The organism is Amycolatopsis sp. NPDC057786 (assembly GCF_042797905.1).
Lineage (GTDB): Bacteria > Actinomycetota > Actinomycetes > Mycobacteriales > Pseudonocardiaceae > Amycolatopsis.
The window spans coordinates 39747-51679 of the sequence record NZ_JBHVKW010000062.1 but is presented as its reverse complement, the minus strand read 5'-3'; the positions used below and the strand labels follow the sequence as shown (position 1 = coordinate 51679).

The following is an 11933-nucleotide window of genomic DNA, read 5'->3' as shown; positions in this document are numbered from 1 at the left end:
CCTTCCCTCGGCTCAGCCGAGGGAAGGGGGCCTTCACGCGCTTCACAGCCCAGGCGACCTACCAGGCACCCGCCAGCAGTTGCCGCGTCTCCCCCAGCAACTGCGGCAGCACCTTCGTATGCCCGATCACCGGCATGAAGTTCGCGTCGCCACCCCACCTCGGCACCACGTGCTGGTGCAGATGCGCGGCGATCCCCGCGCCGGCGATCACGCCCTGGTTCATCCCGATGTTGAACCCGTGCGCCGACGAAACCTCCCGGATCACCCGCATCGCGTGCTGGGTGAACTCCGCCACCTCGACGGTCTCTTCCGCCGTCAGATCCGTGTAGTCCGCGACATGCCGGTACGGCACGGCCATCAGGTGACCGGGGTTGTACGGGTACAGGTTCAGCACCACGTACACGGTCTTCCCGCGCGCGATGATGAGCGCGTCCTCGTCGCTCTTCCCTGGGAGATGGCAGAACGGGCAGCCCTCGTCGGGTTTCTTGGCCCCCTGCACGTAGGCGAGCCGATGCGGGGTCCACAGGCGCTGCAACGCGTCCGGGACCCCCACACCGTCCTGTCCGACGACTTCAGGGCCATCGGGGCCCGTCACCGGAGTACCGCCTCCAAGCCCGCCGCGGTCGGCGAAGCGTTCTCGCGGCGCTGGATCCAGCCGGCGATCGCCTCGACCGCGTCGGCCACTGGGACACCGTTGATCTGGCCGCCGTCACGGAACCGGAACGACACTGCGCCGGCCTCGACGTCCTTCGCGCCCGCCAGGATCATGAAGGGCACCTTCTGCGTGGTGTGGGTGCGGATCTTCTTCTGCATCCGGTCGTCGCTCGCGTCGACGTTGACCCGGATCCCCTTGGCCCGCAGCGCCTTCTCGACCCCGCGCAGGTGCTCGACCTGGTCCTCGGTGATCGGGATGCCGACCACCTGGACCGGCGACAGCCACGCCGGGAACGCGCCCGCGTAGTGCTCGGTCAGCACGCCGAAGAACCGCTCGATCGAACCGAACAGCGCGCGGTGGATCATCACCGGGCGCTGACGGCTGCCGTCGGCCGCGGTGTACTCCAGTTCGAACTTCTCGGGCAGCATGAAGTCCAGCTGGATGGTCGACATCTGCCAGGTGCGGCCCAGCGCGTCCTTCGCCTGCACGGAGATCTTCGGCCCGTAGAACGCCGCGCCACCCGGATCCGGCACCAGTTCCAGGCCGGAGTCCACCGCGGCGGTGCGCAGTACCTCGGTCGCCTCGGCCCAGACCTCTTCGGAACCGATGTACTTCTCTTCGTTCCGAGTGGACAGTTCGAGGTAGAAGTCGTCGAGACCGTAGTCGCGCAACAGGTTCAGCACGAAGTCCAAAAGGGACTTCAGCTCACCGGGCACCTGCTCGAGGGTGCAGAAGATGTGCGCGTCGTCCTGCGTCATGCCGCGCACGCGGGTCAGGCCGTGGATCACGCCGGACTTCTCGTAGCGGTACACGGAGCCGAACTCGAACATCCGCAGCGGCAGTTCCCGGTAGGAACGCCCGCGCGAACGGAAGATCAGGTCGTGGAACGGGCAGTTCATCGGCTTGAGGTAGTAGTCCTGGCCGGGTTTGCGGACCGAACCGTCCTCGTTGTGCTCGGCGTCGAGGTGCATCGCCGGGTACATGCCGTCGCGGTACCAGTCGAGGTGACCGGAGGTCTCGAACAGCGCGCCCTTGGTGATATGCGGCGAGTAGACGAAGTCGTACCCGGCTTCGACGTGCCGCTGGCGCGAGTAGTTCTCCATCTCCTGCCGGATGATCCCGCCCTTGGGGTGGAACACCGGCAGCCCCGAGCCGATCTCGTCGGGGAAGGAGAACAGGTCCAGCTCGACACCGAGCTTGCGGTGGTCGCGCCGCTCGGCCTCGGCGAGGCGCTCCAGGTAGACGTCCTGCGCCTCCGCGGATTCCCACGCGGTGCCGTAGATCCGCTGCAGCTGCGGGTTCTTGTCGTCGCCGCGCCAGTACGCGGCGGCGACGCGGGTGAGCTTGAACGCCGGGATGAACTTGGTGGTCGGCACGTGCGGGCCGCGGCAGAGGTCGCTCCACACGCGCTCCTTGGTGCGCGGGTCGAGGTTGTCGTAGATGGTCAGCTCGCCGCCGCCGACCTCCATCACCTCGCTGGTGTCCACATCGGACTTGATGTCGACCAGTTCCAGCTTGAACGGCTCGTCGGCCAGTTCCTTCTTGGCCTCGTCGACCGAGTCGAAGACGCGGCGGGAGAACTGCTGCGCGCCCTTCACGATCTGCTTCATGCGCTTTTCGAGCGCCTGCAGGTCTTCCGGGGTGAACGGGGTGTCGACGGCGAAGTCGTAGTAGAAGCCGTCCTTGACCGGCGGTCCGATGCCGAGCTTGGCCTGCGGGAACTGCTGCTGCACGGCCTGGGCGAGCACGTGGGCCGCGGAGTGGCGGATGACGATGCGGCCGTCTTCGGTATTGGCGGCGACCGCTTCGACCTCGGCCTCGGACTCCGGGGCCCAGGAGAGGTCGCGGAGGTTCCCCTCGGCGTCGCGCACGACGACGATCGTGTCCGGCCCCTTGGTCGGCAGCCCGGCTTCGCGGACCGCGGTGCCCGCCGTAGTGCCCGCCGGTACCACCACGCGCGGGGCGGTTGCGGCTGCTACTGACGACGGCTGGGACACGATGGACTCCTCGCGATGAAGGCGGATGTTTCGTGTGATGTTAGTCGTCAGCCACGACAGGTCTCACGCGCATTACCTCTAACAGCGCGAAGGCCTCCTTCCCATCGGAAGAAGGCCTTCGCGTGGCGAGGAACGAGGTCAGACGGTCTCGACGACCTCGTCGAAGTCCAGCCGCGGCAGGCGGTCGAACCACGGGTTGTCGCCCGGCTTGCCGACGTTGATCACGACGAGGGACTTCCACGGCTTGTCCGCGAAGAACTCCTTGTCGATGCCCTCGGCGTCGAAGCCCGTCATCGGGCCGGCGGCCAGCCCGGCGGCGCGGACACCGATGATGAAGTAACCGACCTGCAGCAGCGCGTTGAGCTTGGCGGTCTCGACGCGGCCCGCCTCGTCGGCGAACAGGTCCTTGGCGCCCGGGAAGTGCGGGAACGTGCGCGGCAGGTTCTCGTGGAACTCGGTGTCCGCGGCCAGCACGACGGTCACGGGCGCGGCCTCGGTCTTGGCGCGGTTGCCCTCGGACATCAGCGGGGCGAGGCGCTTCTTGCCCTCTTCGGTGCGGATCACCAGCGCGCGCAGCGGCTGGTTGTTCATCGACGTCGGGGCCCATTTGACCAGCTCGTAGATCGCGCGGATCTGCTCGTCGGTCACCGGCTCGTCGCTGAAGCTGTTCGCGGTGCGGGCCTCGCGGAACAACAGGTCCTGAACGTCCTGCGGGAGGTTCAAGGCTTCGGTCGGCTCAACGCTGGTGGTCATGGGTGGATCTTCCTTCCGTACGCGTCCTGTACCCGGTCCCAACCTAGTTGAGCGCTGAACTATTTCTCGCTCAACTATCTCTGCGTGTGGGTCCGGTCACAGAAACACGTCAGTAGGCGCCACGTCCCTGCACCACGGCACGGAAGGTCTTCCACAGGATCACCAGGTCGAGAGCGAGTGACCAGTCCTCGACGTAACGCAGGTCGAGGCGGATGCTCTCCGCCCAACTGAGGTCGCTGCGGCCGCTGACCTGCCAGAGCCCGGTCAACCCCGGCTTGACGAGGAGACGGCGGCGCGCGTCCGGGGCGTACTTCGCGGTCTCCTCGGGCAGCGGCGGGCGAGGTCCGACGAGTGACATGCGCCCGCTCACGACGTTGAGCAGCTGCGGCAGCTCGTCGAGGGAGTACCGGCGAAGGAGGCCGCCGACCCGGGTGATCCTCGGATCCTTGCGCATCTTGAACAGCGGGCCCGCGCCTTCGTTGTCCTCCTGGAGTTCCCGCTTGAGCTTGTCGGCGTCCGTGACCATCGTGCGGAACTTCAGCATCGTGAAGGTGTGTCCGTCGCGGCCGACGCGGCGCTGCCGGTAGATCACCGGGCCGCGGTCATCGAGCTTGATCGCGACCGCGATCGCCAGCAGCAGTGGGAAAACGAGGGTGAGGAGCAGCGCGGAACCGAAGCGGTCGAGCGCCTCCTTCACCAGACGGCGGCCACCGGTGAACATCGGCGCGGTGACCCGCAGCAGCGGCATGCCGAGCACACCGGAGACGTTCAGCCGGGGACCGGCGACCTCCATCAGCATCGGCGCGACCACCATCTCGGCCGAGGTCCCTTCGAGATCCCAGGCGAGCCGCTGCAGGCGTTTCGGGTTCCAGTGCTGATCGGCGGTCACGGCGACGACGCGGTAGCCGCCGCGGCGGACGTGGCCCGCGAGATCGTCGAGCTTCCCGACGATCGGCACGCCTTCCACCTCACCGCTCCCCCGTTCCACGCCGGCTCCGGAATACGTGCAGACGGCTTCCACCCGCCAGCCGACATGAGGATCGGCCTTGGTGCGCGCGATGAGGTCGGCGACCGTGTCGGGGCTTCCCGCCGCGAGCACCGGCAGCAGGCATTCACCGAGCCGCCTGCGCCGGTGCAGCACCTGTCTCAGCGCGTACCGCTGCAGGAACATGAAGACGGAGATCATCGGGACGACGATGAAGACCCACGGCTGCACGGCGAGGGCGCCGAAGAGCAGGCCGCCCAACGCGACCAGAACGGCGGTGGTCACCAGGCCACGCCCCAGCGTCCGGTATTCCTCCGCCCCTTCGCCCAGCACACGCGGACTCCAGGCACGGCAGACCGACAACCCGAACAGGAAGGCCGCGGCGGTCCCGAGCGCGTGCATGTCGTGCGGATCGGATCGATCGATCAGAAAGGCGCTCATCACGATGAGCACGAAAGCGGTGAAAACGTCACTACCGACGACCCACGCGCGGTAACGCGATTCCCAAGCCGCGTAAGGCGGCCGAGCCGACGTCGTGCCGACCGCGGCGGCGTCGCCCGTACCCCGTTGCGGGGGAAGCGGGATCGACTGAAGGTCGATGTGCTGCGGCGTCCCGTTGACGGTGGACGACGGCCGCACCGACTCTTCCATCAGACCTCCCGGAGTGGGGAATCCCGAACGCCGGATCAACACGCTGAGTAAATGAGAGCGATCTCGAAGAGTGATCGATTCCCAAGCTCTCTCAGCGGCCGAAGGGGCGACACACGCCAAGGTATCGGCCACTCTCCGCCCATCGTTACAAGGATTTCCAGCCACACCCTTGGGGAGCATCCGGCAAATGAATGCCGTGTTGATAACAACATGATGACGATGCGTAATAGACCGTATCCGCCGAACAACTACGCAAAGTAGTCACGAATTCCCCTGATTCGCGGCCACTTGGAGCATCGCTTCCCCGATCGGCCGAACAGCCCCGAAACCTCCACAGTAGACGGTTCACGCGAGCCGATCCCCGATCGGTCCACTGTGGATTTCGCGCCACCGGCGGGCGGCCGCCCGCCGAACGCGCTCACCGCGAGCCGACCTACCTTGTCAATCGGTCACCGGAGTGGCGTTTCGTCACATCACGTCAGCATCACGGCGACCCCGCCTCGGCGGCCGGGCGTGCGAGCCGTCAGGCCATGTCCCACATCACCTTCCTTGTGGTCTGGACCTTTCGGTGGACACTTCGTGCCGAGGATCACATGGATGTCTCAGTGGTCCGATCATGCGACACTTTCGCGCCGTGACGCGAGATGTCCGACGAGTGTCCACACCAGCCGGAAGGAGGGGCTTCGGAGATCTTCGAACCGTGGCATCCCACACCCCTCGGCCGCGCCGAGAGATTCGGCCGCTCCAGTGGCGCCGGGCGGGACGGCAGAAGTGCCGCCCCCACATAACCCGCGTCCGACCTGGGGATCGAATACCGCCGGACGGGCTCACCCCGAGAATGAATCAAGGCCCCGGACCATCGGTCCAGGGCCTTCATCCGGTGGGCGATACTGGGATCGAACCAGTGACCTCTTCGGTGTGAACGAAGCGCTCTCCCGCTGAGCTAATCGCCCGCTCGCGGTGTTCCGGAGACTCTACCCCACGACTTTAGGGGGCCTGCAAATGGGTGGTTCCGTCCGACCACACTCCGCTCACCGGCAAGTACGGAGCGAACAACCGCGAGCTAGCCAGGGCTGTCCTGGCCGGGGGGCGCCCGCGACGCGTTTCGACATTCGTGCGACGGTGCTATCGCGTGACGACTAAACCGCGCAGTATGTACATGTGGACTGCCTGCAGGGCGCATGTAGGGCTGCGCGTCGCGCGGGTGATGATGGGGTGACGGAGGACGGACCCGGGGTCCGATGACCCCGTCCGGGTGATCTGCGGCAAAACCGCGTTCCGATCAACCGGCCGATACGTCACATCATCGCCACTCGGTTCGACCGGGCCGGGAAGGAGACGAAGGGTAGGACGATGCGCAACGATCACGTGACGCTCCGCTCGACGGCGGTGTTCGACCTCCTGGCGCCGCGGACCCCCGCGGTCCCGGTCAAGGTGGAACTGCGATACGACACACGCGACCCGTACGCGGTCGTGGCCGCCTTCCGCACCGGCCGCGCCGGCTGGGTCGAGTGGGTCTACGCGCGCGACCTCCTCGCGGACGGCCTCCTGGCCGACGCGGGCGACGGCGACGTACGCATCCGCCCCTCCGTCGAAGACCCCGAGTCCGTCCTCATCGAACTGAACTCGCCGTCCGGGCACGCCATGTTCGAGGCGTCCGCTCAGGAGCTGGCCGACTTCCTCGACCGGACCTACGACGTCGTGCTCCCGGGCAACGAGCACCTGTGGGTCGACGTCGACGACGCGCTGACCCACCTGATTCCCAACGATCTGGCCTGATGACGGCCTTGCGAACAGCAAGTGGCACCCCGGTTGCAGGGCCCTTTTCGGGATCGGATAGTGTTCACACACACCACGGCGACGGGGTGAGGAACGGAACCATGGGGTTCTGAGCTTCAGCCGGACCGAGGATGTGCGGATGTAGCGCAGCTGGTAGCGCATCACCTTGCCAAGGTGAGGGTCGCGGGTTCGAATCCCGTCATCCGCTCGGAAGGCCCTCTCGGGCCTGACACGGTGGAGTGGCCGAGAGGCGAGGCAACGGCCTGCAAAGCCGTGTACACGGGTTCGAATCCCGTCTCCACCTCGCGCGATTAGCTCAGCGGGAGAGCGCTTCCCTGACACGGAAGAGGTCACTGGTTCAATCCCAGTATCGCGCACCATCTGTTTTCGCAGGTCGGAAGCCCTGCTCCTCCTCGGAGGGGCGGGGCTTCAGTCGTAAAAAGGCGATGGACCCCGGGGTCGTCGCCGATTGCTCTCACCGAACGTGGCGTGCAGGTGCGGGAACGACCACTCCCCCAGCTTCGTCCTCTCGGGGCTCTGGACCGGCAGTCGTGAATCGATGTGGAGTCGTCTTATAAAGAGCGGTACAACTCCGGGCTGTGCCGGGGCCCCGGACGTCCTGCCGTCGCGTTGGGGGAACGGGTGTTAAAAACGAGCCGCGCCCCAGGGACGCGGCGACGCCGGGCGAGGGTGTCTTCGAAGAGCCGGCGTGCCGCCTGTCGCTCCCTCAGGGTGTTGGCCTCGCCCGAGTTCCGGCTCAGCCCATCACCGTGCCCGAGTTCGCGGTGTTTCGGCTGCGCTTACGGGAGAACACGCCCAGGTCGATCTCCAGGCCGGTACGCGGGGCCTGGAACCGGACGGGTGACGCGTCGTGGTCGGCGCCGTTCTCCACCTGGTTGATCAGCTCTGTGATCAGCTGTCCCACGACCGGCGCGTTCTTGAACTGGTTGCCACTCGTTCCGATCGCGAGGTAGAAGCCGTCGAGTTCGGTGCGGTCGTAGATCGGCGTCCAATCGTCGGCGACGTCATAGACGCCGACGACGCCGCGCGCCCGGTTGGGCACCGTCAGGTCGGGCAGCCTCCGTGCGGCCCGCGTCACCTGGGCCTCGAAAACCGCGGCCGTCGGGTGGATGTCGACGGCGTCCGGGTCGTCGGTCCACTGCATCGGATCACACTCCGGTTCCGTTCCGCCGACGAGCAGGCCCCCTCCTGTTTCGCCGCGGAAATAGGTCCCCAGATCCATGTCCGCCACCATGGTCCCTCCGTAGCCTTCCGGGGCGGACACGTGCGCTACTTCCTGCCTCATCGGTCGCACACCGACGGTGAAGTCGGAACCCACGCCGGCCAACCGATTCACCGCGCCTGACCACGGACCCGCCGCGTTGACCACGACGGCACAGGGAATGCGGGTGCCGTCCGACAGTCGCACCGACGTCGCGCGCCCACCGGCCTTCTCCACCGCTGTCACCGTGCTGCGGAAGCGGAATTCCGCCCCGCGTGCCGAGGCCGCGGAGGCGAGGTTCACGGCGGCGAGGGCCGGGTCCGAGACGTAACCGGCATCCGGGGTGTACACGCCACCGAGAGAGTGTTTCGCGTCCTCCCAGAATTCCTCGTCGTCAAGCCGCTTGGGCGGCCAATAGCTGCCGGTGTCGATACCGGGAACGCGCTCGGCCAAGGTCGCGCTGTCCCATTCCTCGTAGGGAACACCGATCTCGTCGAACAACGGAAGCCACGACGTACGAGGGGCCGCCTCGACGTCCAGCATGACCAACCCGCTCTTGCGGAACGTGGCGAGGTCGCCGACATCGTGCCCGAGGTGGCCGGCCCAGTCGAGCCAGCCGAAATGCGCCTCCCACGCCGTGGCCACCCCGGCGGTGGTGGAGAAGTTGAACCGGACGATCGCACTCGATGCCGAGGTCGACCCCTGTCCAGGGCCCGCGGCCTGATCGAGCACGATGATCCGATGCCCCGACCGGGCAAGCTCAAGGGCGATCGACGAACCGATCACCCCCGCCCCGACCACGACCACATCGGCACTCTGGCGCTTACCGGGCACGGCAGGTCCTGAGGTAGCTGAGGAACGAGGCCTGCAGGCCGGTCACGTGCGTTTCGCGCAGGACCGCGCTGGTGACGGCTTCGCCGCGTGAGGTGAGGCGGTGCAGGACGGTGGCCGTGTTCTTCGTGAGGTTTTGGTAGATGGGCAGGTCTCCGAGTAGCTCTTGCTCGTTGAGAGTCACGTGAAGCTTGGCGGCAGGCCGGCTGTCGCCCATCTCTTCGAGCTGGGCGAAGATCTGACTGTCTTCACCGGCGACGCCGGGGCTGCCCGCTCCGATGCTCGCGAAGAGCGTGCAGCCGGTGAGCCAGGTGTAGAGGCTGAAAAGACCGCCGTAGGAGTAGCCGAAAAGGCCGTGACCGCTCGTAGCCGTGCCGTAGTCGTGTTCGATCCGCGGGTGCAGTTCCGCGGTGAGGAAACTCAGGAACGCATCGGCATGGGTGTCGCGCAATTCGGCGAGGTAGGCGTCGGATTCCTCGCGGGTCCTCGCGCCCATTTGGACTCCCAGCTCCACGGCATCGATGAGTTCCTTGGCGATGGGCTCGCCGGGCGGCACGAGGTCGCGGTTACGCAGCCGATCCCAGTGCTGTGCTTCCTCACCCGCGTAGCCGACGCTGACTTGGATATAGGGCTGGATCCGCTGCATGGGATCCGCCTGGGTGACGATGAGCGGAGCCGTCAGGCCCACCGCCCAGTTGCCGTCGAGCACATACACGACAGGCGCCTGGGTCGTGGCGGGGTCGTAGCCCGGTGGCGTGGTGACCCAGACCCCGTAGTCATGCCCGCCGCTGGAGCGCATCTCGAAGTAGTCGGTGTCGGTGAGGCAGCCCTGCCACATAGTGCTCATCGAAGGTCCTTCACAACTCGGCCGGCCTTGAGAACGAGGACGGCGTTGGCGGGATCGGCGAACAGCTCCGGGTCTTCGACCGGGTTGCCGTTCCACAACACGAGGTCGGCCTGCGCGCCGGGTGCGATGACACCGACTTGGCCGGACAAGCCGAGGATCTCGGCGTTGGTCTTGGTGGCCGACACGAGAGCTTCCATCGGTGTTTCGAGCTTCGCGCGCAGGCTGAGCTCCTCGCCTCGACGGTGCTGAACCGGTCCGATGAGATCGGAACCCAGCCCGATCCGTACTCCGGCTTCCTTGGCGACAGAGAGCGCCTCGGTCATCCGCTCGCGAACACCCAGTACCCGATCGCGGGTCGATTCGTCGAGGCCGGCGCCGGCGGTGTCGTGCAGCAGTTGCTCGACTACGGCGAACGTGGGCACGAGGGCGACGTCGCGAGTGGCCATCAGGGTGGCCGTGGACTCGTCGAGGTCGGTGCCGTGCTCGACACAACGCACCCCGGCCTCGACCGCGTTCCGGATGCCGTCGTTGTTGTGGGCGTGAACGGTCACGTAGGTGCCCCGCGCCGCTGCTTCCTCGACGGCGACGGCGATCTCCTCGACGGTGAACTGGGTGTCGGTCAGCCGGTCGTGCGCCCCGACCACGCCGCCGGTCACGCAGAGCTTCAGAAAGGAGGCTCCGCGACGGAAGGCTTCGCGCACGTTGTGCCGCAGCTCGTCCGCGTTGCCCGACATCATGGACAAGGCGCACAGCCCCGGAACGTGATGGCTGCTCCACAGCTCAGCAGGTTCCCAGTCGGCCCCGTAGTAGCCGTGCCCGCCGATCTGGCATTGAACCGGTCCGCAGGACAGGACGCGCGGCCCCCTGATCTTGCCCTTGGCGATCGTGGTGACGAGGCCGCCGTCGATCCCGCCCGTGTCCCGAACCGTCGTGAAGCCGGCGTCGAGCGTCGCACCGGCCGTGGCGAAGATGTCCGCGGCGAGCTCGGCGGCACTGATCCGAAACGAGAACTGCGGCTGGATCGGGCTCGACAAGCCCAGGTGAACGTGAGCGTCGATCAGGCCGGGCGTCATCGTCAGCCCCCCGGCATCCAGGCGCTCACCGCGCGCGCCGGAGGTACCAAGCTCGGTGATGCGCCCGTCTTCGATGCTGACGTCAATGTCGCCGGGTTCGCGACCCGACCCGTCGACGACCGTCGCGCCGACCACTTGACACCGTTCCACGAGTCGTTCCCTCCACTGGCGCTGACTGCGATCATGTGTCAGCGGCACGGCGCCGCCAGGCTCTTATCCAATGGATAAACTGTGGGAGTGATCCTGTCAAGCACGGAACGCAAGGGCGAGGCGCACGAGCGTCTCCTAGCTCGACTTCTCGACGCCTTCGGCGAGGACTTGCCCGCCCCCGAGGTGTCGCTTCGTGAGATCGCGGCCAGGGCCGGGACCACCCACGCCCACTTGCGATACCACTTCGGGTCGCTCCCGGGCGTCTTGGCGGCCATGTTGAAGGCACAGCGATCTCGTGACAACGAAGCGCTTCTCGAGGCCGCCCGGCAGGGCACCTTCGACGACTTCGTGCTGGCGATCTGGCGTACATACACTCGCCCCGAGCTGCTGTCACGTGTCCGCGGCTTCTTCCACGTCGCCGGACTCGCCGCGTACAACCCACAGGACTTTCGTGAGTTCATCGACTCCCTCGACGACCTGACCAAGATGCTGGCCTCGCTCGCGGAACGCGAAGGGCTCGGCACCGAGGAAGCGCTGACCATGGCCACCGTCGTCGTCGCCGCGATACGTGGCCTGCTCCTGCAGGAACTGCTGACGCCAGGAGTCCGCTCGGAGGACGCGGTCGCCTTGATCCTGCGCATAAGCAAGGACCACTCCGTGCCACGGACACGCCCGGGGCCATGAGCAGGGCGTCACGCAGGTCGCGGTGGCGCTACTTGGGCGTCGTCGGCCGCCCGTCAGGCAACCGATCCCGACGTCACCCGACCAGATTCAGCCGCCTTCCGGCCCATCCACCGGAACCCGCCCGTCACGAGAGTGGCGCATCAACGGAGTCAAGTGGTCGCGGCCCTCGCGATGCCCTTTCTTCTGACCCGACCGTGCTCTGCGAGCGCTGACCGGCAACCGGCAGTTTTGGCGCGCGGGGGTCACAATCGGGCCGCATTCTGTGACACTTTGACGGGCTGTGTCCCGCAGTGACAGCGCGAGAAG

9 protein-coding genes and 4 tRNA genes are annotated in these 11933 nt (G+C 66.8%); 5 read left to right on the top strand and 8 right to left on the bottom strand.

Annotated features, from left to right (window positions below):
* Positions 1–58: 58 nt before the first annotated feature.
* The 5 genes from ACFVM3_RS27205 to ACFVM3_RS27185 form a co-directional block, all read right to left on the bottom strand.
* A complete protein-coding gene (locus ACFVM3_RS27205; RefSeq protein ID WP_378442815.1) occupies positions 59–595 on the bottom strand; it encodes an HIT family protein in 537 nt (178 codons plus the stop codon).
* A complete protein-coding gene (gene thrS, locus ACFVM3_RS27200; protein ID WP_378442814.1) occupies positions 592–2652 on the bottom strand; it encodes a threonine--tRNA ligase in 2061 nt (686 codons plus the stop codon). The genes ACFVM3_RS27205 and thrS overlap by 4 nt, the downstream gene beginning before the upstream one ends.
* Positions 2653–2790: 138 nt before the next feature.
* The gene (locus ACFVM3_RS27195) at positions 2791–3405 is read right to left on the bottom strand and encodes a malonic semialdehyde reductase (protein ID WP_125683095.1); all 615 of its coding nucleotides are present in this window, start codon (positions 3403–3405) and stop codon (positions 2791–2793) included.
* A 109-nt stretch (positions 3406–3514) separates the two neighbouring features.
* Complete coding sequence (locus tag ACFVM3_RS27190; RefSeq protein WP_378442813.1) at positions 3515–5041, bottom strand: sugar transferase; 1527 nt, start codon at positions 5039–5041, stop codon at positions 3515–3517.
* A gap of 881 nt (positions 5042–5922) precedes the next feature.
* Positions 5923–5994 (bottom strand) — tRNA-Val (locus ACFVM3_RS27185).
* Positions 5995–6394: 400 nt separating this feature from the next.
* On the opposite strand from ACFVM3_RS27185, the gene ACFVM3_RS27180 reads away from it, so the two are divergent.
* The 4 genes from ACFVM3_RS27180 to ACFVM3_RS27165 all read left to right on the top strand — a co-directional run bounded on the left by ACFVM3_RS27180 (position 6395) and on the right by ACFVM3_RS27165 (position 7200).
* Positions 6395–6820, top strand: a complete 426-nt coding sequence (locus ACFVM3_RS27180) for an SsgA family sporulation/cell division regulator (RefSeq protein WP_005159130.1) — start codon at positions 6395–6397, stop codon at positions 6818–6820.
* Positions 6821–6955: 135 nt separating this feature from the next.
* A tRNA-Gly gene (locus ACFVM3_RS27175) sits at positions 6956–7028 on the top strand.
* A gap of 25 nt (positions 7029–7053) precedes the next feature.
* Positions 7054–7124 (top strand) — tRNA-Cys (locus ACFVM3_RS27170).
* A gap of 1 nt (position 7125) precedes the next feature.
* A tRNA-Val gene (locus ACFVM3_RS27165) sits at positions 7126–7200 on the top strand.
* 377 nt (positions 7201–7577) lie between these two features.
* On the opposite strand, the gene ACFVM3_RS27160 is transcribed toward ACFVM3_RS27165, so the two are convergent.
* The 3 genes from ACFVM3_RS27160 to ACFVM3_RS27150 are packed head-to-tail and all read right to left on the bottom strand — an operon-like array spanning position 7578 to position 10943.
* On the bottom strand, positions 7578–8876 hold the full coding sequence (locus ACFVM3_RS27160; RefSeq protein WP_378442812.1) for an NAD(P)/FAD-dependent oxidoreductase: 1299 nt from the start codon (positions 8874–8876) through the stop codon (positions 7578–7580).
* Positions 8866–9720 (bottom strand): alpha/beta hydrolase, encoded by an 855-nt coding sequence (locus ACFVM3_RS27155; RefSeq protein ID WP_378442811.1) that lies wholly within the window; start codon positions 9718–9720, stop codon positions 8866–8868. The genes ACFVM3_RS27160 and ACFVM3_RS27155 overlap by 11 nt, the downstream gene beginning before the upstream one ends.
* A complete protein-coding gene (locus tag ACFVM3_RS27150; protein ID WP_378442810.1) occupies positions 9717–10943 on the bottom strand; it encodes an amidohydrolase family protein in 1227 nt (408 codons plus the stop codon). Before ACFVM3_RS27150 ends, ACFVM3_RS27155 begins: the two co-directional genes overlap by 4 nt.
* A gap of 87 nt (positions 10944–11030) precedes the next feature.
* Between ACFVM3_RS27150 and ACFVM3_RS27145 the strand changes: the two genes are divergently transcribed.
* Positions 11031–11627 carry a TetR/AcrR family transcriptional regulator gene (locus ACFVM3_RS27145; RefSeq protein ID WP_378442809.1) on the top strand — a complete coding sequence of 199 codons (597 nt, stop codon included), beginning with the start codon at positions 11031–11033 and terminating at the stop codon, positions 11625–11627.
* Positions 11628–11933: the final 306 nt, after the last annotated feature.